This is a genomic window from Flagellimonas olearia (genome assembly GCF_009184425.1).
Taxonomy (GTDB): Bacteria; Bacteroidota; Bacteroidia; order Flavobacteriales; family Flavobacteriaceae; genus Flagellimonas; species Flagellimonas olearia.
The window spans coordinates 889,010-914,649 of sequence record NZ_WELG01000001.1 but is presented as its reverse complement, the minus strand read 5'-3'; the positions used below and the strand labels follow the sequence as shown (position 1 = coordinate 914,649).

The 25,640-nt window shown below is 43.6% G+C and carries 25 protein-coding genes; 17 read left to right on the top strand and 8 right to left on the bottom strand.

Annotation, left to right across the window (positions count from 1 at the left end; all coding sequences use genetic code 11):
- Positions 1 to 15: 15 nt before the first annotated feature.
- Positions 16 to 2,277, top strand: a complete 2,262-nt coding sequence (locus F8C76_RS03785; protein WP_170283972.1) for a TonB-dependent receptor — start codon at positions 16 to 18, stop codon at positions 2,275 to 2,277.
- A 36-nt stretch (positions 2,278 to 2,313) separates the two neighbouring features.
- Here F8C76_RS03785 and F8C76_RS03780 read toward each other — a convergent pair whose 3' ends face one another.
- From F8C76_RS03780 to msrA, 3 genes are read right to left on the bottom strand one after another with little or no spacing between them, the layout of a single operon-like run.
- Entirely contained in the window at positions 2,314 to 2,604 is a 291-nt protein-coding gene (locus F8C76_RS03780) for a hypothetical protein (RefSeq protein ID WP_129654330.1), read from the bottom strand.
- A gap of 40 nt (positions 2,605 to 2,644) precedes the next feature.
- Positions 2,645 to 3,244 carry a GTP cyclohydrolase I FolE gene (folE, locus tag F8C76_RS03775; RefSeq protein ID WP_129654331.1) on the bottom strand — a complete coding sequence of 200 codons (600 nt, stop codon included), beginning with the start codon at positions 3,242 to 3,244 and terminating at the stop codon, positions 2,645 to 2,647.
- A gap of 5 nt (positions 3,245 to 3,249) precedes the next feature.
- Complete coding sequence (gene msrA / locus F8C76_RS03770) at positions 3,250 to 3,810, bottom strand: peptide-methionine (S)-S-oxide reductase MsrA (RefSeq protein WP_152130524.1); 561 nt, start codon at positions 3,808 to 3,810, stop codon at positions 3,250 to 3,252.
- A 156-nt stretch (positions 3,811 to 3,966) separates the two neighbouring features.
- Between msrA and F8C76_RS03765 the strand changes: the two genes are divergently transcribed.
- Together F8C76_RS03765 and F8C76_RS03760 are read left to right on the top strand one after the other, a co-directional pair.
- Positions 3,967 to 4,629: an ABC transporter ATP-binding protein gene (locus F8C76_RS03765; protein WP_129654333.1), complete on the top strand. Its 663-nt coding sequence runs from the start codon at positions 3,967 to 3,969 to the stop codon at positions 4,627 to 4,629.
- Between the two features lie 6 nt (positions 4,630 to 4,635).
- On the top strand, positions 4,636 to 5,400 hold the full coding sequence (locus tag F8C76_RS03760) for a TIGR02757 family protein (RefSeq protein WP_129654334.1): 765 nt from the start codon (positions 4,636 to 4,638) through the stop codon (positions 5,398 to 5,400).
- Between the two features lie 15 nt (positions 5,401 to 5,415).
- Here the strand turns inward: F8C76_RS03760 and F8C76_RS03755 are convergent, their stop codons facing one another.
- Together F8C76_RS03755 and F8C76_RS03750 are read right to left on the bottom strand one after the other, a co-directional pair.
- Entirely contained in the window at positions 5,416 to 7,248 is a 1,833-nt protein-coding gene (locus F8C76_RS03755; RefSeq protein WP_152130523.1) for a cytochrome-c peroxidase, read from the bottom strand.
- A 91-nt stretch (positions 7,249 to 7,339) separates the two neighbouring features.
- Positions 7,340 to 8,950 carry a PhoX family protein gene (locus F8C76_RS03750; protein WP_170283971.1) on the bottom strand — a complete coding sequence of 537 codons (1,611 nt, stop codon included), beginning with the start codon at positions 8,948 to 8,950 and terminating at the stop codon, positions 7,340 to 7,342.
- 237 nt (positions 8,951 to 9,187) lie between these two features.
- On the opposite strand from F8C76_RS03750, the gene F8C76_RS03740 reads away from it, so the two are divergent.
- The 12 genes from F8C76_RS03740 (at position 9,188) to F8C76_RS03685 (ending at position 21,354) form a co-directional block, all read left to right on the top strand.
- Positions 9,188 to 10,675, top strand: coding sequence for a S10 family peptidase (locus F8C76_RS03740; RefSeq protein WP_152130520.1), 1,488 nt, complete (start codon positions 9,188 to 9,190; stop codon positions 10,673 to 10,675).
- 112 nt (positions 10,676 to 10,787) lie between these two features.
- Positions 10,788 to 11,054 (top strand): hypothetical protein, encoded by a 267-nt coding sequence (locus tag F8C76_RS03735; RefSeq protein ID WP_152130519.1) that lies wholly within the window; start codon positions 10,788 to 10,790, stop codon positions 11,052 to 11,054.
- 46 nt (positions 11,055 to 11,100) lie between these two features.
- Positions 11,101 to 11,796, top strand: a complete 696-nt coding sequence (locus F8C76_RS03730; RefSeq protein ID WP_152130518.1) for an SGNH/GDSL hydrolase family protein — start codon at positions 11,101 to 11,103, stop codon at positions 11,794 to 11,796.
- Positions 11,786 to 12,721 (top strand): TolB-like translocation protein, encoded by a 936-nt coding sequence (locus F8C76_RS03725; RefSeq protein WP_152130517.1) that lies wholly within the window; start codon positions 11,786 to 11,788, stop codon positions 12,719 to 12,721. The genes F8C76_RS03730 and F8C76_RS03725 overlap by 11 nt, the downstream gene beginning before the upstream one ends.
- Positions 12,722 to 12,844: 123 nt before the next feature.
- Positions 12,845 to 14,632 (top strand): tetratricopeptide repeat protein, encoded by a 1,788-nt coding sequence (locus tag F8C76_RS03720; RefSeq protein ID WP_152130516.1) that lies wholly within the window; start codon positions 12,845 to 12,847, stop codon positions 14,630 to 14,632.
- A gap of 81 nt (positions 14,633 to 14,713) precedes the next feature.
- Positions 14,714 to 15,487: a sterol desaturase family protein gene (locus F8C76_RS03715; RefSeq protein WP_207211114.1), complete on the top strand. Its 774-nt coding sequence runs from the start codon at positions 14,714 to 14,716 to the stop codon at positions 15,485 to 15,487.
- Positions 15,488 to 15,584: 97 nt separating this feature from the next.
- On the top strand, positions 15,585 to 16,037 hold the full coding sequence (locus F8C76_RS03710) for a hypothetical protein (protein ID WP_211372111.1): 453 nt from the start codon (positions 15,585 to 15,587) through the stop codon (positions 16,035 to 16,037).
- A gap of 39 nt (positions 16,038 to 16,076) precedes the next feature.
- On the top strand, positions 16,077 to 17,084 hold the full coding sequence (locus F8C76_RS03705; protein WP_152130515.1) for a glycosyltransferase family 2 protein: 1,008 nt from the start codon (positions 16,077 to 16,079) through the stop codon (positions 17,082 to 17,084).
- Between the two features lie 100 nt (positions 17,085 to 17,184).
- Complete coding sequence (locus tag F8C76_RS03700; protein WP_249042355.1) at positions 17,185 to 19,107, top strand: BatA domain-containing protein; 1,923 nt, start codon at positions 17,185 to 17,187, stop codon at positions 19,105 to 19,107.
- Positions 19,104 to 20,357 (top strand): dihydroorotase, encoded by a 1,254-nt coding sequence (locus F8C76_RS03695; RefSeq protein WP_152130513.1) that lies wholly within the window; start codon positions 19,104 to 19,106, stop codon positions 20,355 to 20,357. Before F8C76_RS03700 ends, F8C76_RS03695 begins: the two co-directional genes overlap by 4 nt.
- 4 nt (positions 20,358 to 20,361) lie before the next feature.
- Entirely contained in the window at positions 20,362 to 20,685 is a 324-nt protein-coding gene (locus tag F8C76_RS03690) for a hypothetical protein (protein ID WP_152130512.1), read from the top strand.
- A 9-nt stretch (positions 20,686 to 20,694) separates the two neighbouring features.
- A complete protein-coding gene (locus F8C76_RS03685) occupies positions 20,695 to 21,354 on the top strand; it encodes an alpha/beta hydrolase (RefSeq protein ID WP_152130511.1) in 660 nt (219 codons plus the stop codon).
- Here the strand turns inward: F8C76_RS03685 and F8C76_RS03680 are convergent.
- Both F8C76_RS03680 and F8C76_RS03675 read right to left on the bottom strand, forming a co-directional pair.
- Entirely contained in the window at positions 21,351 to 21,845 is a 495-nt protein-coding gene (locus F8C76_RS03680; protein WP_152130510.1) for a hydrolase, read from the bottom strand. The two genes, F8C76_RS03685 and F8C76_RS03680, sit on opposite strands and share 4 nt — an antisense overlap.
- A gap of 3 nt (positions 21,846 to 21,848) precedes the next feature.
- Positions 21,849 to 22,613 carry an MBL fold metallo-hydrolase gene (locus F8C76_RS03675; RefSeq protein WP_152131463.1) on the bottom strand — a complete coding sequence of 255 codons (765 nt, stop codon included), beginning with the start codon at positions 22,611 to 22,613 and terminating at the stop codon, positions 21,849 to 21,851.
- Between the two features lie 88 nt (positions 22,614 to 22,701).
- On the opposite strand from F8C76_RS03675, the gene F8C76_RS03670 reads away from it, so the two are divergent.
- Positions 22,702 to 24,186: a TonB-dependent receptor gene (locus F8C76_RS03670; protein ID WP_152130509.1), complete on the top strand. Its 1,485-nt coding sequence runs from the start codon at positions 22,702 to 22,704 to the stop codon at positions 24,184 to 24,186.
- 147 nt (positions 24,187 to 24,333) lie between these two features.
- Here the strand turns inward: F8C76_RS03670 and bcp are convergent, their stop codons facing one another.
- Positions 24,334 to 24,792 (bottom strand): thioredoxin-dependent thiol peroxidase, encoded by a 459-nt coding sequence (gene bcp, locus F8C76_RS03665; RefSeq protein ID WP_152130508.1) that lies wholly within the window; start codon positions 24,790 to 24,792, stop codon positions 24,334 to 24,336.
- A 55-nt stretch (positions 24,793 to 24,847) separates the two neighbouring features.
- On the opposite strand from bcp, the gene F8C76_RS03660 reads away from it, so the two are divergent.
- Positions 24,848 to 25,510, top strand: coding sequence for an endonuclease III domain-containing protein (locus F8C76_RS03660; protein WP_152130507.1), 663 nt, complete (start codon positions 24,848 to 24,850; stop codon positions 25,508 to 25,510).
- Positions 25,511 to 25,640 lie beyond the last annotated feature (130 nt).

The following is a 25,640-nucleotide window of genomic DNA, read 5'->3' as shown; positions in this document are numbered from 1 at the left end:
GTAGTAATTTTTATAATGAAACAATTATTCACGTCAATGCTTTTGGCATTGGCTCCAATATATATAGCTGCACAGAGCACAGTTACAGGTAACATAACAGATTCGGAAAATGGACAGCCTTTGGAACAGGTATCCGTTTATATTCCCCAATTGGAGAAAGGAGCCGTGACCGGCGCTGACGGAACTTACACCTTAAAAGACCTTCCTGAAGGTTCCTATAAACTCGTAGTGGCCTATTTGGGCTACGAAACCCATTCCACGACCTTGGAAATCCACTCGGGCAACAACACGTATAATTATGCCATGACTCCCTCGGCCATAGAAATTGACGAGGTTGTCCTTTCCACTCCTTTTCATAAACTTCAGCGCGAGAATGTAATGAAGGTGGAACAAAAGTCCATCGCAGAGCTTAAAAGTGAAGGTGCCATTACCTTGGCAGATGGTATTACCAGAGTTCCCGGGGTAACCTCGGTTTCCACAGGGGTAGGTATTGGAAAACCTGTGATCAGGGGACTGAGTTTCAATAGGGTTTTGGTCTATACCCAAGGCGTACGATTGGAGAACCAACAATTTGGAGGGGAACACGGTCTTGGGGTCAATGATGCCGGGATTTCCAGTATAGAGGTCATCAAAGGTCCCGCTTCCCTACTCTACGGTTCGGATGCCCTAGGTGGTGTACTCTACCTAAACCCTGAAAGTTTTGAACTTCCCAACCAAACCTCAGGCGACATCAACCTAAACTATTTTACCAATACATTGGGGTATGGGGCCAACGCGGGGTTTAAAACCTCAGGTGAAAAACTTAAGTTTTTGGTCAGGGGTGCCTATGCATCCAATGTCGATTATGAAACCGGCGATGGTACCGGCGTGACCAACTCTAGGTTCAAGGAAGCTGATATCAAGACCGGACTTGCCTATCAGGCCACCAAGTTCAAAACGGAACTGAGATACAATTACAACGAATCCAATTTGGGGATTCCCGAGGAAATTGGAGTACAAGACAATGGTAGGGACCCGCTATTGCCCAATCAAGAAATCGCAACCCATATATTAAGCTCAAAAAGTAATTTTTTCTTTAGAAAATCCAGTTTGGAGGCTACGTTGGGATACATTTTGAATAATCGGAAAGAGTTCGAGGAACACCACGAACATGAAGGCGAAGAACCTGCGGAAGAGGAAGAGCATGAAGAGGAGGAAGGTCCCGCCTTGGACATGGACTTGAGCACGTTTAACTACAACCTGCAGTTCAATCCCCAATGGGGCAGCATGACCACTATCTTTGGTGTGCAGGGCATGCATCAAAAGAACGAGAATTTTGGGGAAGAAGTGCTTATTCCCAATGCCATCACCAACGATTTTGGGGTTTTGGCCACCTCGCATGTCCATTTCAATAAAAGTGATTTCCAATTTGGGTTACGGTATGATTTAAGATCAATAAATGGGGAAGAAAGTGGCATTGTTGGCGATGAGGAATATATTCCCAGTTTGGACAAAAACTTTAATAGTTTTAATGCTGCCGTTGGATATAGGGCAGATTTAACGGACAATATTTTGTTCCGTTTGAACATTGCCACGGGATTCAGGGCACCCAACCTATCCGAATTGACTTCCAATGGCCTCCACAGTGGCGCCAATCGCGTTGAGATAGGAAACCAAGATCTGGATAGCGAGCAAAATGTACAGGTAGATCTGGCCCTTGAATATGGCAATCAACATATTGAGGTGTATGCCAATGCATTCTATAACAATGTGAGTGATTATATTTATTTGCAACCTACTGGAGAGTTTAGGGATGATAACCCCATATACGTTTTCCAACAACAGGATGCCAAGCTATACGGAGGGGAATTCGGGTTCCACTTACACCCCCATCCTTTGGATTGGCTGCATTTGGAAAGCAGTTTTGATATGGTCTTTGGGGAACTGGAAGACAAGACCGACCTTCCGTTGATTCCTGCTAACCGATGGAACAATACACTACGGGTAGAATGGAACACGGCAAAAGGGACGAAATCCAAAAGTTATGCCTTTGCCACGGTTCAATCCGTGTTTGACCAGAACAAAGTGGCCACTTTTGAGACACCTACATCTGGATATAGCCTATTCAATATGGGTTTTGGGGGTGAAATCAACATTTTCAACCAACTGGTGGGTTTCAAGATAAGTGGCAATAATCTTTTTGATAAAACCTACATCTCACACCTATCCCGATTAAAGACTGATGGCATTGCCAATATTGGCCGTAACATTGCCTTTAATCTGAGTATTGGATTGTAAAAACGGAATTAAAATTTGGAGAGCGGCAGATAGTTTTTACGATTTGTCGCTCTTTTTTTTGCTCAATAGATAGGTGTAGATCCATGTCAAGGTAAAGGTGGGCACGATATCCATACCGGGAATCAGCTCTTCGGCAAAGGTGATGAGACCTGCAGCCTGCCCTACCCTGCCCTTATACAATCGGGTCATGAGCCACCCTGCAATGGGAGCCCAGATTACATCCGAAAACTCCCCTATTCCGGGAATCGCGAACGACAGCATTCCGATGCCGTCGAACAAAAGTCCTAAAAGTAGATTACGGTACTTGGGGTCTTTTTCTTCTGTCATTGTGGTAAAATAGAAAATCCAAATGAATTGAAGAAATGCCTTAAGACAAATCGGAGCTAATAAGTTTTAGAAACTCGTTTCTGGTCTCTTGTTTTTCAAACTGACCTCGGAATCCAGATGTTGTGGTGACCGAGTTTTGTTTTTGAACCCCGCGCATCATCATGCACATATGGGCGGCTTCAATAACCACGGCCACTCCTTTGGGCTTAAGGGTAGTGTTTATGCACTCTAAAATATCATGGGTCAATCTTTCCTGAACCTGAAGCCTTCTGGCAAAAACATCCACCACACGGGGTATTTTGCTGAGTCCTACAATATGTCCATTGGGAATATAGGCAATATGGGCCTTCCCAAAGAAAGGGAGCATATGGTGCTCGCAAAGGGAATACACCTCGATGTCTTTAATGATCACCATGTCGTCATAACTCTCTGCGAACATGGCACTTTTAAGAATCTCCGTAGCATCCTGTTTGTACCCTTGGGTAAGGAACAGCATGGCTTTTGCAGCCCTTTCCGGGGTCTTTACCAAACCATCACGGGATATATCCTCCCCAATGTCCCCCATGATCTTGGCAAAGTGGTCTTTTACCTCGTTTGTAATTTCAATATTGTATTCTTCCAGATTGCGATACGGTGCCATAGGCTTTACTTGATAGTATTTGTTTTTTTTGAAAAATAAGTGTTCAACTTTTTGATTTTGGGCTCTATAATGACTTGGCAATAGGGTTGTTGTGTATGGTCATTATAATAATTCTGGTGTTCTTCCTCGGCATTGTAAAAGGGTTTCTCTTCGGAAATGGCCGTTACAACGGGTGAAGCAAAAATCTGCTCCTTTTCCAAAAGGGCAATGAACTCTTCCGCTTGCTGCTTTTGTGCAGGGTTTGTATAGAAGACTTCACTCCGATATTGGGTTCCCACATCATTTCCCTGACGATTCAAGGTAGTGGGGTCATGGGTGGCAAAGAACACTTCCAACAATTCCACATAAGAAACTTTTGAAGGGTCGAATGTAATCTTGATGGCTTCAGCATGTCCTGTGCGCCCCGTACAGATTTCCCTGTAAGCCGGATTCTTAATGGTTCCCCCAGTATAACCGGAAACCACTTCCATCACCCCATTGAGTCGTTGAAAAACAGCTTCAGTGCACCAAAAACAACCGCCAGCGAATATGGCGGTCTCCCAATCCATGTTGACTTGTTTGTCCATGAAGTTTCAAAATTAGGTAAAGTTTAGTATCCCGCAATCCAGATAAAAAACTAATTTCCTGACATCAGTCGGAAAGATGCCCAAAAACTTAGTAAAAATTCCAATCTTTGTTACCGCATGGTGCAATGGTTACGTTCACCGGAAGAAGCTGTTTTCATGATCAAGGCAACAAACATTCAAAAAAAATACGGCGACCTGAAAGTACTTAAAGGGGTCGACCTGGAAATCAAAAAAGGGGAAGTGGTATCCATTGTTGGGGCTTCAGGAGCGGGGAAAACCACCTTGCTCCAAATTTTGGGCACTTTGGATTCACCATCGAACACACAGGAAAGCCAACTCCTGATCAATGATACCGAGGTTACCCAATTGAACGATAAGAACTTGGCCCGTTTCCGAAACGAGCATATTGGTTTCATTTTTCAATTTCACCAACTATTGCCTGAGTTCACGGCTTTGGAAAATGTTTGTATTCCTGCTTTTATCAAAAAAACACCCAAGGAGGAAGCAGAAAAGAGAGCCATGGAGCTTTTGGACTTTTTGGGTCTGAAGGACCGGTACCATCACAAGCCCAACGAGCTTTCCGGAGGGGAACAGCAAAGAGTGGCCGTAGCACGTTCCTTGATGAACAAACCATCTGTTGTACTGGCCGATGAGCCCAGCGGAAATCTGGATTCGGAAAGTGCGGATAACCTGCACAAGCTTTTTTTTAAGCTTCGGGATGAGTTTGGACAGACCTTTGTATTGGTAACCCACAATTTGGAGTTGGCCAATATGGCGGATCGTAAGTTGACCATGGTGGATGGTTTGATAGTTTCCTAGCGTACCATGACAAAATCAGAATTAAAACTTTTTTTGGATGAAAAGGTCGTCCAATACAACCATCCTCGTTTTTTGGAGGATGATCCCCTTCAAATACCCCATCGGTTTACCCGAAAAGAAGATATCGAGATCAGTGGATTCCTAACGGCGACCATTGCTTGGGGCAATCGGAAAAGTATCATCAACAATGCTTCCAAGATGATGGAACTTATGGGGAACACCCCGTACGATTTTGTAATGAACCACTCCGAAGATGACCTGGAAAAGCTTTCTCCCTTTGTACATCGCACTTTTAATGGAATCGACCTGCAATATTTTATCCGCGGCATTCGGCATATCTACCTAAACCATGGTGGATTGGAGCCTATATTCAGTCAAAACAGCGAAAAAGACTCCCTGCAACCCACCATTTCCAGTTTCAAGAAGGTATTTTTTGAACTGCCCCACCCTACCCGGACCACAAAACACATTTCGGACCCTGTGAAAGGTTCTGCTGCCAAACGCATCAATATGTTTTTACGTTGGATGGTCCGTGACAACAACACCGGGGTCGACTTTGGCCTGTGGAAAAGCTTGAGACCAAGTCAACTTTCCTGCCCTCTTGACGTACATTCCGGCAATGTGGCCCGAAAGCTGAAACTGCTCAAACGCAAACAGAACGATGCCAAAGCTTTGGCTGAATTGGACCAAAACCTACGAAGGTTGGATGCCTCGGACCCGGTAAAATATGATTTTGCCCTTTTCGGCCTTGGCGTATTTGAAAAGTTTTAGTCGAGACTATAACCGTTATTTTCCATCAACAAACTCTTTGTCCGTGAGCGTTTTCATGAAAGCCACCAATGCTTTTTGTTCACCATCGCTTAGGTTCAGCGAATCGGGTGGTAAGGTCTGGTAAGGCACGTCAAGGCCCATTCCCTGCCCTCCCCCAACATTATAGAAAGTGATTACTTCTTCCAAGGTTTTGTACACCCCATTGTGCATATAAGGTGCTGTCAACTCTACATTTCGGACCGTTGCCGTTTTAAAGAAATTTCGTTTTTCTTCTACCTTGTAGGGATGGTACATGCCTGGGTCATCATCCAAAATGGGATGCTCAAAGCTCGGATTTTTGGGAACGCCCAGATTTTCAAATTCCGTTTCGTCATATTTGGGAGGCACCAATCCGTTAAAGGCTGGTGGGAAATGACAGGTGGCACAGGCCGCTTTTCCCATGAAAAGGTTAAAGCCCAGTTTTTCTTCTTGGGTCAGTGAGTTCTCCTTTCCTTGTATGTTTCGGTCAAATTTGGAGTTGAATGGGGCAAGACTCCGAATGTAGGTGGCAATGGCATGGCGTACGTTCAAGTTATTGATTTCCCCTCCATACAAGCTATCGAAAGCGGCTTTGTAAAACGTGTTCTGCCCTACTCGCTTTTCAATGGTGTTCAAATCAATATGAAACTCATTTTCATCATTGACCACATTCACGATTTGGTCCTCCAAGCCATCCGCCCTACCATCATAGAACATGGTGGTCTGATATACGGCATAGGTCATGGTAGGGGTATTTCGCTGTAATTCCACCCCATTGATACCCAAAGCTTTGGGATGTCCGTCCGTAAATGCCTTTTCCTTGATGTGGCAAGTGGCGCAGCTTATGTTTCCACTACTGGAAAGGGAAGGGTCATTGAACAGGTTTCTCCCGAGGTCAATGCGTTCAGGGGTAATGTCAGGGGAGCCTGGTGTGGAAAATTGGGCAATATTGAAAAAGTCCTTATCAAAAAGATTGGTGGCCGTGGGGTTCAATGGTCTTGATGTATTCAAGGCAATGTTCCAATCTGTTGCGGTTGCATTGATCAACTCCAATTGCCTGTTCGTATGGTCTTTAATGAAAGTGTATCGGTCAAAATGGTCAAAATCCCCAGATTGTAAGGTTGCCATAGTGCTCTCTATTTCAGCGGACCATTGATCCATAAGGGATTTATCCTTGAATGCTTCCGTATAAATTGCCAATATTTCAGCAATGGATTCATACGTATAGATGGCCTCATTCAGGGAATTGGCCAACATGGGCGAATCAAAACCGGTAATACCCTTGGTGGCAACATTCACAATGGCATCACGCATCATCTTAAGATGATGTCGGTCCCTTTGGGTATAGAGCATATGGTTTCTGCGGATATAGGGGATACGAACCTGTAAATAGGTCAATACCAAATCCAATTCGTTATTGGAGATGGGTTCTTCGGCATACAACAGCTCTTCCAAGACCTGATAGCTCTTGGGCTTCAATTTTTTAATGTCCGTGTAATCATCGATTTCCACTTTAAGGAGGTTGGGGGCGTTCATGGATAGGTAGTTTTCATAATCGTAAGCGATAATCATGGGTTCTGCCCGTTTGTACCATTCCCTGCTTTTCAGAAAATTGGCCCGGTTTACTTCCAAGCTTTGGGTCGTATCCATTTTTTGAATGTAGTATGCCGCACTGTCCAATGTTTGGAAATAGTAGCTTTTGATGTCTTCATTGAACACGGATTCCTTGTCCATTGAAGTGGTACGACTTGCATTTCCTTCTTGTTTTTTACAAGATCCCACCATCAAAAAAAGGAATGCAAAGAAGGTAGTATATATCGATGATTTCATGGGTTGATGAATTTAAAAATGGAAACAAAAAGGTTCCCCATAACAGGGAACCCTTTCATTTTAAAAAATGTTATGATGTGAAATCAATGGATTATCTGGGAAGCCCTGTTAATTTGAAAAGGAAGGAGCCTTCCAAAGTGGCCGCTGCCTCATCAATGGCGGTTGGATCCACAAATTTCTTTCCGTCTGCTCTATAGGTCATGGGGTTACCACTGTCAAAAGACCATCCGTGTACCTGTGCTCCACCCACAAAAGTTGGCTCGGAAGCTCCAATGATATCGGTTACATCGATCATACCGGTGATTTCCCAGTAAGAATCGGTATTCCCAATACCAAGTCCGGCAGCAACCGTTTGGTTACACTCCATCACTTCCTTGAAAGTTCCCGTAGCAATGTCATATTGCCACAACTTGGCATAACCTTGTATATCTGGGTTGGCATCTGCATAACCATTAGGGTCCTCTTGAACATATACGTAGTTCTCGGTTACCACGATATTATCCGGAGAGTGCATACCGTCTCCTTTTCCACCTTCCAAATCACCATCTACGACAACGGTCAATTTTGCATCTCCAATGGGATTACTTGGATCAAGTTCCAATTTGTATACCCTTCCGAAGGAAGTACCTCTATTGGCCAAATCAGGATTATCCGAACGGATTCTTCCTGTAGCGTTGAAGAACACGGTCCTGTTGTTTTCGGCAGAACCTCTTCTCCAGTCAATATCCTCAATTCTCTGGAATCCAATGGCAACGGAATCTATGGCCTCTTGGTTCAATTCGGCAAGGGTACGCTCGGTAACTTCAACCCACTCCACATCGTATTCAATATCTTCGGCCATACCCATTTCAAACTTAAGGCCTCCACCTCCAATAGCTGTTTCAGTTGGGTTCTTTCCTCTCAACACATATAGCTTTCCGCTATACAGATCACCTCTGTTACCCACATACATTCCAAAATGGGCTTGAGGATAGGTGTTGTTACTGTCATCATCACCCATAAAAACCACGGTTTGGGTTGGGTAGGCATCTTTACCGATAGCTACGGCATTTTCAGTGGCCCATTCACCCAAAGCCGGTAATCTTTCGGCCTCCACCCTTTCATCAGGGGAACGAAATGGATTGATTTTATATACCCCTTTGGCATTTCCACCCCACTCTCCACCAGAAAGATATAGAGGTCCAAATCCATGCTCTTCCATAGTGATGGAGGACCCGGAACACATTGCAGTAAAAGCGGTGGCTGCTGAGTTTACAATATAATCACCTTCCAATGGTTGAAGATCGGAGTTCATTCGGATACGTGCAATGGAATAATCAGCTTCCAAATTGTTGATGAAGGCATAGGTGCCATCTTCATACGGATACAATGCGGCACCGTCCATATAAGCGCCATAAACGAAAGTGGAATCAGATTCAAGGATGTCCGCAGAAGACATGATCATCTCCAATTGGGCCGAGGTACTGAATTCACCTTTTAATTCAAATACGGTATTTGGGGTAACCGAGCTGGTAAGGGGAACCAAATCGGCAACGGTAAGATCATCGCCATCTTCCCCGTCCTCTCCGTTGACACCATCAACTCCATCGACACCGTCCACTCCATCAATACCATTTTTGCCGTCCTCCCCATCACAACTAGTAAAGCCAATGGCGACCACCGAAGTCAATACCAATCCTAGAAATAATTTTTTCAAATTCATAAAGTTTAGTTTTAAGGTTACTGTTTCGTCAAAACTATATATGAACTTTTAGGATTGGGTTACCCCTATATATTGATTGGTTTATGCTTGTTTTAAATCAATGTTAGCATGTAAAGTTTGGGTGGCTTCTGTGTTTCTAGGATTTGAATTTAATGTTAATCCCTTCTTTTTTGGTCGTGTGGCAACCCATGTAACCCAAAATACCTATTTTTAGGCTTAGACTAATTAACCTTAAAAATGAAAAATATCCATCTTCTCTTGGGCATGGTCCTATGCTCATCGATTGCTTTTGCACAAAACAGAAAAATACCTGTTGACACTACGGTGACCACGCAACATTCCGTCACTATCAATGGGGTAAACATCAACTATACGGCCACTACGGGAACACAACCTGTTTGGGATGAAATGGGCGAACCCATAGCGGCACTCCATTATACGTATTACACCCGGAACAATGTAAAGGATAGGGCCAGCCGTCCCCTTTTGATCTCCTTCAACGGTGGTCCGGGCTCCGGTTCGGTTTGGATGCACTTGGCCTACACCGGTCCCAGAATCCTTAAGATAGATGATGAAGGATACCCTGTTCAACCTTATGGGGTAAAGGAAAATCCATTCTCCGTATTGGACGTTACCGACATTGTATATGTAAACCCTGCCAATACCGGGTATTCCAGGACCATTCCTGAAACGGGTGAGAAAGTAGATCGTGAAAGATTTTTCGGCATCAATGCCGACACGGCCTACTTGGCCGAATGGTTGAATACCTTCGTGACACGCAACAATCGATGGCGATCACCCAAATATATTGTTGGGGAAAGCTATGGAGGAACCCGTGTAATGGGACTTTCCTTGGCGCTTCAAAATCAACAATGGATGTACCTCAATGGGGTAATCATGGTATCTCCCGCGGACTATCGTGTGTTCCGTACCGAAGATCCCGTTTCCAGTGCCCTGAACTTACCTTATTTCGCCGCCACCGCTTGGCACCATAAGGCTTTACCTTCTGCTTTGCAAGGCAAAGATCTTTTGGAGGTCTTGCCCGAAGTGGAAGACTATACCCTAAATACCTTATTGCCTGCCATTGCCAAAGGCGGTTTTATTGCTAACGCCGAAAAAGCGGCCGTGGCAAAAAAGATGGCCTATTATACGGGGCTTAAAGAACAGGATATCCTAGATCACAATCTCGATGTGCCTACACAGTTTTTCTGGAAAGCCCTGATGAAGGAAAGAGGTGCGTATACGATGGGTCGCTTGGATAGTAGATACCTTGGTATAGACAAGCAGGTTTTTGGTGATAGTCCGGATTATTCTCCAGAATTGACTTCTTGGTTGCATAGTTTCACTCCTGCCATCAACTACTATCTGCAAGAAGAATTAAATTTTAAAACAGATATCAAATACAATATGTTCGGCCCCGTTCATCCATGGAACAATGACGATGACGACGTACGCGATAATCTACGTCAGGCCATGGCCCAAAACCCTTATTTGAACGTATTGGTACAATCTGGGTATTATGATGGGGCCTGCACCTATTTTGCCGCAAAGTATAGCATGTCGCAAGTAGATCCCAGTGGTCGCATGAAGGATAGGTTTGAATTCAAAGGCTATCGTTCCGGGCATATGATGTACCTAAGACGGGAAGATCTACAAAAGGCCAACGATGATATCCGAGCCTTCATTGTACGGACGCAGGCCAATGGAAAGAGTGCCAAGTATTAGGGTGTAAATCATAAAAAAACATTCGAAGCGGTAAAGTCGACATTAAGTTGATTTTACCGCTTTTTTGTAACAAAAATCTGTAACTTACTACAAATAGGTATACTACAATACTATGGGTGGTGGCGGTTACATGTTGGACGCGGTAAAGTCTTTTAAGGCCAACCGGGATTTACTGAAGAAACGTAAGTTGAAAAGTAAAGGGGACGTGTATGGTTCTGAAGTAAAGACCCAATTGAACTTGAAGAAGTCCACTCCATTGGATATGCTACGCATTCGAAGAAAAATAGCCCAACGGAAAAGAAAGGAAAAAAATGCAACCTTCCTTGCCATCTTTATCATGATTTCGATGGGTATAGTGATCTATTACCTGTTCTTTTGATTTTGGAATATGATTATTTGCTTATTTTTAGCAAAACCTGTCATAGATGTACAAAACCAAAATCCAATTTATTCTTTTAGTTGTAATAATGTCGCTCCCCATAGCTATTCAGGCCCAGGATTGGCCTAATCTTCAAAAGTTTCAGGAAGCCAATGCCGAAGTACTAAAGACCAAAAATTTGGAAAGCCGTGTAGTTTTTATGGGGAATTCCATCACCGAGGGATGGTCCAATGCCAATCCTTCATTTTTTAACAATAATCCTTATATCAATCGGGGAATCAGTGGGCAGACCACTCCCCAAATGCTGCTTCGGTTTCAACAAGATGTCATTGATCTGCACCCCAAAACGGTGGTTATTCTGGCGGGAACCAATGATATAGCCGGAAACACAGGTCCGATGACTTTGGAACAAATTAGGGACAATATCCTCTCCATGGTACAATTGGCCAAGGCCAATGGAATCCACCCCATTGTTTGCTCCGTACTTCCTGCCTATGATTATCCGTGGCGACCTGGATTACAGCCCAATATCAAGATTCCTAAACTCAACCAACTCCTAAAAGAAATGGTCACTGAGCAAAATGTAACCTATCTGGACTATTTTTCCGCAATGGCCGATGAACGAAACGGTCTTCCCAAAGCCTACACCACGGATGAAGTCCATGTAACCAAGGAAGGTTATGCCGTGATGGAAAAGTTGGTCAATAAAGCGATTACTCAAGTAATCCAAAATGAAAACTAGGCTCTTTGTTTTCTTTTCCATTTGTTCGCTGACCATTTTTGGTCAAGCCAAAATAACCGTAAGTCCTGCTATGGATGTCCTTAAGGAGTTTAACAAGGTCCGGGACTTTACCATGGATGCAAGTGGTACCGAGGCCTATTTTACCGTTCAATCCCAAACTGAAGAGGTTTCCGTGATTTCCATCTCTTTAAAAACCGAAAATGGATGGGATTCTCCCCAGATTGCATCCTTTTCAGGAACATATAAGGATATGGAACCCTTCATGTCACCTGATGGTCTTCGGCTTTATTTTGTGTCGAACCGCCCGTTGCATGACTCCATTTCCAAAACCAAGGATTATGATATTTGGTATGTAGAGCGAAAGGGTCCTGACCAGAAATGGTCCAACCCTATAAATCTTGGAGCACCGATAAATACGGAGCATAACGAGTTTTATCCTGCAATAGCGTCCAACGGGAATCTATATTACACCGGTGACCGTCCAGACTCCAAAGGTGAGGATGATATTTTTTTCAGCGCATTTCAAAATGGGGAATATAGTGAGCCTATTTCGCTGGACGAGAATATCAATTCCAAGGGATTCGAGTACAATGGGTACATCTCCAAGGATGACTCTTATTTGATTTTTGGGGGATATGCGCGTGAGGATGGTCAAGGAAGCGGCGATCTGTACATTAGTTTTAAAAATGAAGGGCAATGGACCAAAGCCCAACCCCTTCCCCAACCCATTAACTCGCCTTATATGGACTACTGCCCCTATGTGGATGAAGTTAAAGGCGTGCTGTATTTTACGAGCCGGCGCACCCAAAACCCGGAAGGAACATTGGAAACTATGGGGCAACTTATACAATTTCTGAATTCCTACGAAAATGGAAACAGCAGGTTGTATAAGGCCAATATAGACGATGCCCTATTACGACCATAGCCACAGAATTCCTATCCATTTATATAACCGTGTACGCCAAACACACAAAAACTTTGAGGATATACTGCTCTTCTGTACACCATAGGTGATCTTTTGTATCTTTGATCATACAATTATTTTCTGGTGGAACTAGTTGGCAACAAGGAAACTACAATTGCAGTATTGCCCTTTCAGATTATTGGGGTGAAAAATGACATGAGCCCTATCATAAAAGGGTTCACGGAAGATCTTATCATTAACTTTTCCAAATTTGTGGGATTATCGGTCATTTCACAATACTCCACTTTGGGTATTTCAGATATTTCCGATACCGAATCCATTGCCCAATTAGGCGCTGACTATATCATTACAGGTAGTTTTAGACCTTCAAATGATGGATACCGAATTGGGGTGCAACTAATACGGACCCGGGACAATAGAGTGGTCTTTGCCGGGAATCATATTGAGACCCTTGAGACCCTGCTGAATGCCGAAGACACCATTACCCAACAGATGGTCAGTGTGTTACAGCAACAGATAGAACACGATCTGCTCTCCTACTCCTACAAAAAAGAATCTTTTGAGCTCGCTGCCTATGAAAATTGGCTTTTGGGCATCAAGGAACTAAAAAAAGGAACCGTTGAAAGCGACCTTACCGCTAGGGAATATTTTGAGGCCGCTTTGCAAATAGACCCTCTGTTCGCCAGAGCCTATACCGGAATATCCCTTTCCTATTTCAATGAATGGAGTTGCCAGTTATGGGACCGTTGGGAAGTAAGTCATAAAGGGGCGCATGATTATGCCCTTAAGGCCATTGACTTGGATGAAAATGATTATGTGTCTCTGGCCGTTTTGGGAAGAACCTTTCTGTATTTGGGGGATTACGACAAGTCTGAACACCTTTTGAGAAAGTCATTGCGGATGAATCCGAATGATGCGGACAACCTGATCCTGATTTCCAATTGCTTTGTTTGGCTGGGACATTTGAAGGAAGCCGAGGAACTCTATCTCAGGGCGCGTAACCTAAACCCGTTGCAACCCGAAGCCTACCTCCCCATTGGCATGTTGGTTTATTTTGAAAAGGGAGATTATAAAAAAGCCATTGAACTGGGTGAAAAAGTGGCCATACTTTCCATTTGGACCGATTTCCCGGCGTACTTGTCCGCCGCATATTATCACCTTTCCATGTATGACAAGATGAAGGTCTATTGGAAAAAATACTTGGAACTTCACAAACGAAACATCAACAAAGGAAAGGAGCCTACCGACCAAGAGGCTGTGGAATGGCAAAAAGTGGTGAATCCGTATAAGGTCAAAAATAATTTAGAGCCTTTCTGGGAATACATTTCGGGAGCTTCCTCCAAAATAGATGCAACATCTTTTCCAAAACCAGAAACCAGCGCTACCGTAAAAGGAAGTTTCTTGGACAATGGTGAATTTTGGGAACTTCATTACTTAAACCTGTCGGCAACCCTAAAAGATTCCAAGGGACTCCACGATATTGCCAAATTATTGGAACAGCCCGAAGAACAGGTCCACTGTGCCGAATTGATGGGTGTGGTGTTGGAGACCAGAGGAACTTCACTGATCGATGAGCAGGCCATGAAAGAGTACAAAACCAAGCTTCGGTCCCTAAAAATCCAAATTTGCGATGCCGAAGAAATGGGTTTGTACCAAAAGGCAGATGAACTAAAAGGGGATTACGACGCCTTGGTAGAACACTTGTCCCAAGTAACCGGACTCTCCAATTCCATTCGAAAAACGGGGTCTTCCATAGAAAAGGCAAGAGCGGCCGTAACTTGGCGTGTTCGGAGTTCCATTAAAAAAATTGAAAAGGTACACCCTCAATTGGCCAAGCATTTGACCAACTCCATCAAGACGGGCACCTGTTGTAGTTACGAGCCGGAAACGCCGCATGAGTGGACCACTTAATGGCCCTTACGACACTTTCCTTACAATGTAAGGCGGAAACTTTTGCCTATTAGGGTGAACAACACATTAAAACTAGACAAGATGTTTGAAATCATTAAAAGTTTACCCAATCCATGGGAAGTGCTCATCGACCCAATTTCCTTGATTGTATTGGGCATGTACGGCGTATTGATGCTTTGGGAAGCCCTATTTCCAGCCAGGGAACTGCCCAAAGTAAAGAATTGGAAACTGCGGGGACTGGCATCCTTCGGCGTATTTTTTTACTTATCCACCTATTTCCCCTTGGTATGGGATACCTATTTGGTGGATTACCAACTATTTGACCTTACCGCTTTGGGGGCCGGTTGGGGAGCGTTTGTTGCGGTCATGATCTATGAATTTGGACTGTACATTTGGCACTATGCCATGCACAAGAATGATACCTTATGGAAGATTTTCCATCAGATGCATCACAGTGCAGAACGCATGGATAGTTATGGTGCCTTTTATTTTAGCCCGATGGACATGATTGGGTTTACCCTATTGGGAAGCCTATGCTTGGTGGTCGTGGCAGGATTTACCCCGGAAGCGGCAACCCTGTTCATTCTGATTACTACTTTTTTGGCCATCTTTCAGCATGCCAATATTACCACACCAACGTGGATAGGCTATATCATACAAAGGCCGGAAGCCCATACCATTCATCATGCTAAAGGGATACACGCCTATAACTATTCAGACATTTCCCTATTTGATATCATTTTTGGAACCTTCAACAATCCAAAAGGATATAAGCATGAAACGGGCTTTTACAATGGGGCCTCCAAACGAATTTGGGAAATGCTGACGTTTAAGGACGTCTCAGAGAAAGCGTAACCTTCTGAATATATCGCCACAGGCAATTGCATCTCATGTTGATTTCCTGTGGTGATACTTTTCATTTCCTCAATTACCCAATCTAAAATTAAACAGTATGTCTTGCACGCGCCCAAATCCTTGGTATGGTAAAAATTATACCCATCATTCCCAACTCAGTGATAAGGAATTTGTGGAAGCTTTTGAAAAAGCCAGTTTGCACCCAAAACTGTTCAACCATGAGGCCCATATACGATTGGCATGGGTATATCTTCAAAAGTACGGGGAAGAGAAGGCTGTGGAGAAGACTTGCGCGGGTATAGCTCATTTTGATGCTATATATGGCAATGGGGATAAATTTCACGCTACCATAACCGTTGCAGCCGTGAAGGCGGTACATCATTTCAACAAAAAATCAAAATCCACCAACTTTTTCGATTTTATGGATGCGTTTCCACGATTGAAAACTGCTTTCAAAGAATTGCTTGAGCAACATTACACCCCTGAAGTGCTGACCCATGAAAAGGCAAAAACGGATTATATTCCTCCAGATTTGCTTCCTTTTGATTGATGCCGTGCATTTGCCTCTGGAATTTAGTTTCTTTGTAATATGCAAAATCCCAAGGTAAGCATTGTTATACCCTTTAAGGATACCGCACATTTTCTTCCTGAATGTCTGGATTCCATCCTGAAACAGACGTACCCCAATTGGGAAATCCTTGCCGTAAACGACCATTCCAGTGACCATAGCCTCGGTCTTTTGAATTCCTATGGACAAAAAGACTCCAGAGTGAAGGTGTTCAACAATTCAGGAAAAGGCATCATTCCGGCTTTGCAGACCGCCTATGCCCAAAGTACTGGCGATTTTGTAACCCGAATGGATTCGGATGATATTATGAAACCCCATCGTTTGGAGGTCATGGTGCAATCTCTTTTGGAATCGGGAAAAGGTTATGTGGCCGTTGGGCAAGTCCGTTATTTCTCTGAACGTGGTATCAGCAATGGCTATGAACGCTATGAAGCTTGGCTGAACCAATTGACGTCCACGGGTTCCAATTACAGTGAAATCTATAAGGAGTGTGTTATTCCCTCCCCTTGTTGGATGGCCTATCGGGAGGATTTTGAGACTAGCGGTGCGTTTCGTCCACACCGATATCCTGAAGATTATGACCTCACTTTTCGCTTTTATGAAAACGATTTGAAAATCATTCCTTGCCATGAAGTACTCCATTTATGGCGCGATTATGATACCAGGACCTCCCGTACCCATGAGCACTATGCCCAAAACTATTTTTTGGACATCAAACTCCATTATTTTCTAAAATTGGATTATCAACCTAACCGCCCATTGGTTATATGGGGTGCCGGATTCAAGGGAAAAACCATCGCCAAAACCCTTTTGGAACGGCATATTGACTTTACTTGGCTATGCGATAACCCGAAAAAAATCGGAAAAAAAATCTATGGGAAAGTATTGGTCCATTTTAAGATGCTTAAAGCGTTGGAACAACCCCAAAGTATTGTTACCGTAGCCAACGAGGAAGCACAACGGGAAATCACAGCATATTTTTCCCATGTAGGCCTAACTCCCATGGAGGACTATTATTTCTTTTGCTGAGCTACTGTTCTTCCCCTACTTACATTTACCACTCCCTTAACAGTGAAATTTGTGGGGCTGCACTATTTTAATGCCTATATTTGTCCAATCAAAGTTGGGAATGCAGTTTAAACATCCAGAAATCCTTTGGGCCCTTTTTCTCCTCAGTATTCCCATTCTAATCCATTTATTTCAGTTAAGACGGTTTAGAAAAACACCCTTTACCAATGTGGCTATGCTACAAAAGGTGGTCTCTGAATCACGGAAGAGCAATACCCTAAAAAAATGGCTGTTGCTTATTACCCGATTACTCTTATTGGCCGCCTTGATCATAGCCTTTGCCCAACCATTTTCTTCCACAGTTACGGCATTACAGCAAAAGGAAACTGTGGTTTATTTGGACAATTCCTTTAGTATGCAGGCCAAGAACAATGGTCTTTCGCTGATGGAAAAGGCCATTCAAGATCTTATCAAAAATATGGATGCAGGGACTGTTTTTAGTTTGTTCACCAATGAAAACACTTTTAGGGATGTTTCTGTAAAGGATATTCAAAACCAGCTATTGTCACTTCCTTATACGGATAGGCAATTGAACCTTGAAGATATCCAGTTGAAGGCCAATACCTTGTTTTCCAACTCCAACGCCACCATAAAAAATTTGATTGTCATCTCCGATTTTCAGCAACGTATGGCGGCTGGACAAATCCCATCGGATTCCACCGTCCATTCCTATTATGTGCCGATCAGACCACGGGACCGCACCAATGTTTCCATAGATTCCATATATCTTGAGGAAGATTTTTCAGATCAGACCCGACTCCACATTCTCTTGAGCGGCGGTTCCGATGGGCAAAACTTGCCCATTTCGCTCTACAATGGGTCGTCCTTAATCGCAAAATCTGCCGCGAAGTTCGGCACTACCCATACATCTGAAGTGATGTTCTCTATTCCCAGTGGACAAGAGATCAACGGGCGGATCATCATCACAGACAATGGTTTGGGCTACGACAACCAGTTCTATTTTAACATCAACACCAAGGAAAGAATAAAGGTGTTGGCAATAAGCGCTTCCCATAGCGACTATTTGGAACGCTTATTTCCCCAAGAAGATTTTGACCTGATCAAAGTACCTCTGGACCAATTGGACTACAGTACCCTAGAAGGACAGAATATGGTTATTCTTGATAATTTGAACACCATTCCCAATAGTTTGCAAAATGTGCTTGCCTCTTTTAAAGAGGATGGAGGTACTTTGGTGGTGGCGCCTTCAGAAAATAGTGATCTCACTTCATACAATAGCTTGTTTTCCCAGCTTTCCAATATTCAATTTCTTGAAAAAGTAGATAATAGTGTGAACATCACCGCCATTTCATTTGGCCATCCCTTATACAAAAACGTGTTTGAAAAGGAGGTGGCCAATTTTCAGTATCCGAAGGTAGAGCAGTATTTCAGAATCCGTTCCAATTTGCCACGAATACTGTCTTTGGATAACAATGAACCATTTTTATTGGGAAGTGATGGATGGTTTTGCTTCACCGCATCCTTGGAACCGGAAAACACAAATTTTACGGCCTCCCCATTGATCGTTCCCACGTTTTACAACATGGCCACTTCCAGCTTGAAACTACCCCAGATTCAACATACTTTGGGCCAAGCGGAATCGGTTGACATATCCACCCAATTGACCAACGATGCCATTTTAAGCGTATCCAAAGGGGATGAAACCTTTATTCCACTACAACAGAGTCTCCCCAATAAAGTGAGACTTGTTTTTGAGCAGAACCCTACCACCGATGGCATTTACACCATCACCCAAAATGATCGGGCCTTAAAGAACATAAGCTTTAATTATCCAAGATCCGAGAGCCAATTGGCCTATTTGGATTTGGAAAGTTTGAACCAGACCCATACCCAAGAATCCATTGACTCGCTTTTTACCTATTTGGAAGCTGAAAACAACATTGCCGCTTATTGGAAATGGTTTGTTATTTTAGCGTTGCTTTTGGCACTGGTAGAGGTAATCATCCAAAAAATCATTCCATGAACATTCTGCTGAAGTCCGCAAAAATAGTGTGCCCCGAGAACAGGGAACTGCACTTGAAAAAACGCGACATCCTTATAAAAAAAGGCATCATCGAAAAGATTGCCGTATCCATTGATCCACCGTCCAACACCAAATTGGTCGATTTAAAAAACCTTCATGTCTCCTTGGGGTGGTTGGATACAGGGGTAAGTTTTGGGGAGCCTGGCCATGAGGAAAGGGAAACTATTTCCCATGGGCTTCATGTGGCCGGCAAAAGCGGTTTTACCGATATTGTATTGTATTCCAGCACCAGCCCCGTACCGGACACCAGTTCCGATGTGGTCTTTTTGAAGGAACGTGGACAAGGAAAAGCTACCAGCTTATATCCCTTGGGGACTTTGACCAAGAACTCGGAAGGAAACGATTTGGCCGAATTGTTCGATATGAAAAATGCCGGAGCCGTGGCCTACTACGATTTTAAACAACAGATCAGTAACCCCAATCTACTGAAAATAGCGCTGCAATACGCCCAGAATTTTGGCGGATTGGTCTTTTCCTTCCCGCAAGAAGGTTCCATTAAAGGGATAGGGGTCGCCCATGAAGGAGTAGTTTCCACCACTTTGGGACTGAAAGGCATTCCGGCTTTGGCCGAAGAACTTCAGATTGCCCGGGACCTCTTTATCTTGGAATATACCGGAGGAAAACTACATATCCCAACGATTTCCACGGCAGAGTCGGTAAAATTGATTGCCAATGCCAAGAAAAAAGGACTGGATGTAACCTGCAGTGTTGCGGTTCATAATCTGGTTTTCACGGATGAAAGTTTAAAAGATTTTGATACCAACTACAAGGTATCCCCTCCCCTGAGGACACAAAAAGAAATCAAAGCGTTGATCAAAGGACTCAAGGATGGGACGATTGATTATATCGCTACGGACCACATTCCCATGGATGTTGAGGAAAAACGGGTGGAATTTGACAATGCCGCCGACGGCACCCTGGGTCTGGAATCCGCTTTTGGAGCCCTTAACCCCATATTTGGTGTGGAGGAAACTGTGGCTTTATTGACCAAAGGTCATGAGCGATTTGGGATAGAATCCCCTTCCTTGGGAGAAGGCCAAAAAGCTTGCCTTACCTTGTTCGACCCAGAAACGGAATATACCTTTGGGGTGGGAGATATTCTGTCCACCTCCAAAAACAGTATGTTCTTGGGAGTACCTTTGAAGGGTAAGGTATATGGTATTATCAACAACAGTCATATTTTAATCTGATATTTTGAACGAAGCCAAATCTGGTAAAACCACTGCAGTAATAGCCTACATCACCTTGGTGGGTTTTTTGATCGCCATGAGTAGGAACATGGAACCGCGAAATACGTTTGCGTGCTTTCACATTAGACAGGCCTTTGGCATGCATTTGGTGTTCCACGCCATGGCCATCGTGCTTTCCTTCAGCCAGATTGTTTTTCTGACCCTGCCGCTTTATGGATTATATGTTATGGGGCTCATATACGGAATCACCCAAGCCTCATCAGGAAAGAGCAATCCCCTGCCTATTCTTGGGGAGCATTTTCAAAAATGGTTTACCTTTATTTCCTAAAACAATACCATGTCCCCCACCCCGTTATCCCTGGAATATCTTATACGCCCGTCATCTGTTGAATCTGGTAAAAAGCTCGGTATTTTTATGTTCCATGGGTATGGCAGCAATGAAGAAGATCTTTTTTCCTTTGCTTCTGAACTCCCAGAAGAGCTTTTGGTGATTTCGGTAAGGGCACCCTACCACTTAGATCCTTTTGGATATGCCTGGTATGCCATCAATTTTGATGCGACCCATGGCAAATGGAACGATGTGGAACAAGCTTCGGAATCCCGTGAAAAAATCGTTGCGTTCATCGATGAGGCGATTGAAGCCTATGATATCGACCCAGAAAACATTACCCTTTTGGGATTTAGCCAAGGGAGTATCCTGAGCTATGCCGTGGCCCTATCCTATCCTGAGAAAGTGAAAAATGTAGTCGCTCTAAGCGGTTATATCGATGAAAAAATAATAAAGCAGGGGTATGCCAACAACGACTTTAACCATCTACACATCTATGCTTCCCACGGACAGGTAGACCAGGTGATCCCCTTGGAATGGGCCCAAAGGACCCCGGATTTCTTAAAGAAACTTTCCATAGACATTACCTACGAAGAGTTCCCCATTGGGCATGGGGTTTCACAACAAAACTTTTATTCCTTCCGGAAGTGGTTGGTGGAGCACCTTTAATTGCTACGGGTGTACAACAAATGATCCAATAGGGTAAAGTCTACGCTCAGGTCGTCCTTAAGTTCATACTTGATGATGAGATCTCCCCAGTATTTCCCATCCGAGAAATCGGCCAAGATCCATTTGTGGTTCAATACCTTGATTTTATTGATTTTAAAATCACTTTCCATCCCTGCATAAGGAATCAGTGGATTGTCTCCGGATTTTTCATTGGTCTCCAAAAGCTTGTCCTCGATGTAGCGGGCAGGGTGTTCCAGATTGAGATGGTCGTAATAGGCCAAGGCATCGTCATTGTTTTCCAAGGAAAAGTACTGCATGTCCAATAACTTCAGCTGGGTTTTTTGAATGGAGTCCTCAAGCTGCTCTACCTTGGTCTGCAACTCGTTCACATCGGCAGTCATGGCTTTTTGTAGGTTATTAGCACTCACAAATTGATACAGGGCCAAAAGAGCTGCAAATAAAAATAGGTACAAAAAAATCTTGTTCTTCATGGATTAGATCTTCAATTTCAAATTATCATAGGCCAAATGTACGTTCTTGGGAAGTTTTTTCTCCACTTCCCCATGAAATCCCAACATATGGCTAATATGGGTCAAATAGGTTTTTTCGGCTCCCACTTCTTCGGCAAAGGCCAAGGCTTCCTCCAAGTTGAAATGGGAATGATGGGGCTCTTCCCGCAAGGCATTGACCACCAAAACCTTGACCCCTTTCATCTTGGCCATTTCATGGGCATCCACCCGCTTTACATCAGTCAGGTATACAAAATCTTTAAAACGATAGCCAAAAACCTGCAGTCGGTTATGATAGGCTTCTATAGGAATGACATCCATGTCTTCCAATTGAATGGGGGTATCCTTGTATACTTGGATCACTTGGACCGCGGGAGCACCGGGATATCGGTCTTCATCGGCAAAAATGTAGTCGAAACGTCTTTTCAAAGAAGCAATGACCCGTTCATGGGCATAGATGGGGATATCGCCTTGCCGGAAGAAAAAAGGACGGATATCGTCTATACCGGCGGTATGGTCCGCGTGCTCATGAGTAAAAAAAATACCATCCAAACGATCTATGGGATTGGTCAACATTTGCTGCCTAAAATCGGGGCCACAGTCTATTACATAATGGTAATCCTTCCAAGAAACCAAGACCGATACCCGTAATCGCTTGTCCTTGGGGTCCTGGCTTAGGCACACGGGGTGGTTACTGCCAATGACAGGTATTCCCTGTGAGGTTCCGGTGCCCAAAAAGGTGATGGTCATCACATCGTCCATTAAAATCAAAATTATAACTTATTTATTTAATAGATTGAATGAAGAGTGTAACTTTGTGGTCAATAAAATACCGGATATGCCTACTGTACTCAGCAAAGAAGATGCTTTTGAAAACATCCCTTCGATAAAGGCAAAAACGCTACGCATAAATCTTAACCCCAACATTTACGGAACCTTTGCCGAAATTGGTGCGGGACAAGAAACAGCAAGACATTTTTTTAGGGCCGGTGGTGCGTCAGGGACCATTGCAAAGGCCATGAGTGCCTACGACAAATCCTTCAGTGATGCCATCTATGGCATTGAGGAAGACGGACGGTATGTGACCCAGTCCCGCTTGAAAAAGATGTTGGACCATGAGATGAAGCTGGTAGAGGAGCGTATCAGTAGGGAAAACAACCCCAATTATTTGTTCTTTACCTATGCCAATACCGTTGCGACCATTGATTTTTCCAAACGCTACAAAGGCCATGGTTGGGTTGGTATCCGATTTCAATTGGATCCCGATCAAAAAGAATATGATGAGATTGTCCTGCACATTCGCTTTAAACAAAATGAAGCCCGTTTGCAGCAGGAAACCCTAGGAATTTTGGGAGTGAATCTTATTTATGGGGCTTATTTTAAGTTCAACAAGCCCAAAAAACTTCTAAAATATCTTTACGATCATATTGACAAGGACACCGTTGAAATTGACATGGTCAATTTTACAGGTCCTAATTTTAAAGAGGTCGATAACCGATTGATGAGCTTGCAGTTGATCAAGAACGACATGACGGATGCCGTGATGTTTGGTCCTGATGGCAACAACCTTTTGCCCGCTGCCGCACTCTACAAAAAGAACATCTTGGCCTTACGGGGAAGTTTTAGACCCGTGACCAAGGTGAATATGGACATGTTCCAAAAGTCCTACGACATTTTTATCCGGGAACAGACGGTTGATATGGACAACACCATTGTGGTCTTTGAGATAACCCTGTCCAATCTAAAGGCCGCTGGGGAAATTGACGAACAGGATTTTATGGACCGTGCGGAGCTTCTCTGCTCGTTGGGCCATACGGTTCTCATTTCCAAATTCCAGGAATATTACAAGTTGGTGGAGTATTTCAACAACTACACCAAGGCCCGTATTGGTCTTACCATGGGTGTGAACAATTTGGTGGACGTTTTTGATGAAAAATACTATCGCCACTTAAGTGGTGGTATCTTGGAGGCCTTTGGGAAATTGTTCTTCAAGGATTTGAAAGTGTACCTCTACCCCATGAAAGATCCAGAAACTGGACAGATCATGACCAGCAACAATGTCAAGGTGCATCCGCGGATGAAGGAACTCTACAAGTTCTTCAAGTACAACGGTAAGGTGATGGACATTATTGATTATGATCCTGATGTAATGCACATTTTCTCCAGGGACGTCTTGAAAAAAATCATGAACGGAGAACCAGGTTGGGAAGACGAGCTTCCGGAAGGTATTGCGGAAATCATCAAGGAAAAACACCTGTTCTCCCAAAAGGAACTTACCGAAGGAGAATCTCCGGAACAGAAAAAAGAAAAGGAAAAAGCATAATTCCTTCTATAACAAACACCGATTCACTATCTTACCAAAATATTCAAAAGTTGAGGTATGAGGTAGAATTTGGATTGTTGGTATTTTAGATTTTTGGAATTCTTCTTGGTTCTTGCACCATTTATCCCTTATCTGAATCCATCAAATCTATCCTTCACTAAGCAATTGCGCCGCATGGTCCTTGGTCTTTACTTTCTCAATGACCTTTTTCACCACACCTTGCTCGTCAATGACAAAAGTGGTTCTATGGATACCATCAAAAGTACGTCCCATGAATTTTTTGGGTCCCCATACGCCAAAGGTATTGATCACGGTATGGTCCACATCTGCCAATAAGGGAAACGGAAATTTGTACTTATTCCTAAAATTGGCCTGCTTGCGCTCGGTATCGGCACTTACGCCCAAGAGTTCATAACCTTCATCGGTCAAGACTTTATAATTGTCGCGTAAGTTACAGGCTTCCATGGTGCAACCTGGCGTACTGGCCTTCGGGTAGAAGAAGACCACTAGCTTCTTGCCTTTGTAGTCGCTCAGATTAATTGTGTTTCCATCTTGGTCTTTTGAAGAAAATTCAGGTACTTTATCCCCTACTTTTAACATGTTCATATGCGAATGGTCTTAATTTTATTGTTTAATATTTATATTTCAAAATTAAACAAAAATGACTAAACAGGAAAAAGTTGATTTCACTATCAAAACCTTGGATGAACTCTACCCTACCATTCCCATTCCTCTGGACCATAAAGACCCTTATACGCTGTTGATTGCGGTATTGTTATCGGCCCAAAGTACGGATGTACGGGTCAACCAGATTACTCCACTGCTTTTTGAACGAGCCGATAATCCCTTTGATATGGTAAAACTTTCCGTGGACGAGATACGGGAGATCATAAAACCCGTGGGGCTTTCCCCCATGAAATCCAAGGGAATCCATGGGCTGTCCCAAATCCTGATTGAAAAATACAACGGTGAGGTACCCAGAAATATTGAACTTTTGGAAGAGTTGCCCAGTGTGGGGCATAAAACGGCCAGTGTGGTGGTTTCCCAGGCTTTTGGTATACCCGCTTTCCCTGTGGACACCCATATTCACAGGTTGATGTACCGTTGGGGCTTCAGTAACGGAAAAAATGTGGTACAGACCGAAAGGGATGCCAAACGCCTGTTTCCAAAGGAAATATGGAACCGTTTGCACCTACAGATCATCTGGTACGGAAGGGAATATTCACCGGCAAGGGGCTGGAATCTGGAAAAAGACATCATTACCAAGACCATTGGCCGAAAAACGGTTCTTGACGACTATTATAAAACAAAAAAGAGCCGCTGATCGCGGCTCTTTTTAATTCTCTTTTGAAGTACTTAGTTCAAGGTAACTTCAAATGCATGTTTTTTACAATCAACTACATGAATCGATTTGGAATAGCTAAGCAAAAAATCGATAGTCTTTTGGCTAGCTC

Excerpts from the sequence above, each read along its gene's own strand:
- F8C76_RS03715 (WP_207211114.1), top strand. The coding sequence starts at position 14,714 with ATGTTTGAAATCATTAAAAGTTTACCCAATCCATGGGAAGTGCTCATC.
- F8C76_RS03750 (WP_170283971.1), bottom strand. The coding sequence starts at position 8,950 with ATGAATTTGAAAAAATTATTTCTAGGATTGGTATTGACTTCGGTGGTC.
- F8C76_RS03695 (WP_152130513.1), top strand. The coding sequence starts at position 19,104 with ATGAACATTCTGCTGAAGTCCGCAAAAATAGTGTGCCCCGAGAACAGG.
- F8C76_RS03785 (WP_170283972.1), top strand. The coding sequence starts at position 16 with ATGAAACAATTATTCACGTCAATGCTTTTGGCATTGGCTCCAATATAT.
- folE (WP_129654331.1), bottom strand. The coding sequence starts at position 3,244 with ATGGCACCGTATCGCAATCTGGAAGAATACAATATTGAAATTACAAAC.
- F8C76_RS03685 (WP_152130511.1), top strand. The coding sequence starts at position 20,695 with ATGTCCCCCACCCCGTTATCCCTGGAATATCTTATACGCCCGTCATCT.
- F8C76_RS03765 (WP_129654333.1), top strand. The coding sequence starts at position 3,967 with ATGATCAAGGCAACAAACATTCAAAAAAAATACGGCGACCTGAAAGTA.
- F8C76_RS03725 (WP_152130517.1), top strand. The coding sequence starts at position 11,786 with ATGAAAACTAGGCTCTTTGTTTTCTTTTCCATTTGTTCGCTGACCATT.
- F8C76_RS03670 (WP_152130509.1), top strand. The coding sequence starts at position 22,702 with ATGCCTACTGTACTCAGCAAAGAAGATGCTTTTGAAAACATCCCTTCG.
- F8C76_RS03660 (WP_152130507.1), top strand. The coding sequence starts at position 24,848 with ATGACTAAACAGGAAAAAGTTGATTTCACTATCAAAACCTTGGATGAA.
- F8C76_RS03740 (WP_152130520.1), top strand. The coding sequence starts at position 9,188 with ATGAAAAATATCCATCTTCTCTTGGGCATGGTCCTATGCTCATCGATT.
- F8C76_RS03780 (WP_129654330.1), bottom strand. The coding sequence starts at position 2,604 with ATGACAGAAGAAAAAGACCCCAAGTACCGTAATCTACTTTTAGGACTT.
- F8C76_RS03730 (WP_152130518.1), top strand. The coding sequence starts at position 11,101 with ATGTACAAAACCAAAATCCAATTTATTCTTTTAGTTGTAATAATGTCG.
- F8C76_RS03710 (WP_211372111.1), top strand. The coding sequence starts at position 15,585 with ATGTCTTGCACGCGCCCAAATCCTTGGTATGGTAAAAATTATACCCAT.
- F8C76_RS03675 (WP_152131463.1), bottom strand. The coding sequence starts at position 22,613 with ATGACCATCACCTTTTTGGGCACCGGAACCTCACAGGGAATACCTGTC.
- F8C76_RS03735 (WP_152130519.1), top strand. The coding sequence starts at position 10,788 with ATGGGTGGTGGCGGTTACATGTTGGACGCGGTAAAGTCTTTTAAGGCC.
- F8C76_RS03700 (WP_249042355.1), top strand. The coding sequence starts at position 17,185 with ATGCAGTTTAAACATCCAGAAATCCTTTGGGCCCTTTTTCTCCTCAGT.
- F8C76_RS03680 (WP_152130510.1), bottom strand. The coding sequence starts at position 21,845 with ATGAAGAACAAGATTTTTTTGTACCTATTTTTATTTGCAGCTCTTTTG.
- bcp (WP_152130508.1), bottom strand. The coding sequence starts at position 24,792 with ATGAACATGTTAAAAGTAGGGGATAAAGTACCTGAATTTTCTTCAAAA.
- F8C76_RS03705 (WP_152130515.1), top strand. The coding sequence starts at position 16,077 with ATGCAAAATCCCAAGGTAAGCATTGTTATACCCTTTAAGGATACCGCA.
- F8C76_RS03760 (WP_129654334.1), top strand. The coding sequence starts at position 4,636 with ATGACAAAATCAGAATTAAAACTTTTTTTGGATGAAAAGGTCGTCCAA.
- msrA (WP_152130524.1), bottom strand. The coding sequence starts at position 3,810 with ATGGACAAACAAGTCAACATGGATTGGGAGACCGCCATATTCGCTGGC.
- F8C76_RS03755 (WP_152130523.1), bottom strand. The coding sequence starts at position 7,248 with ATGAAATCATCGATATATACTACCTTCTTTGCATTCCTTTTTTTGATG.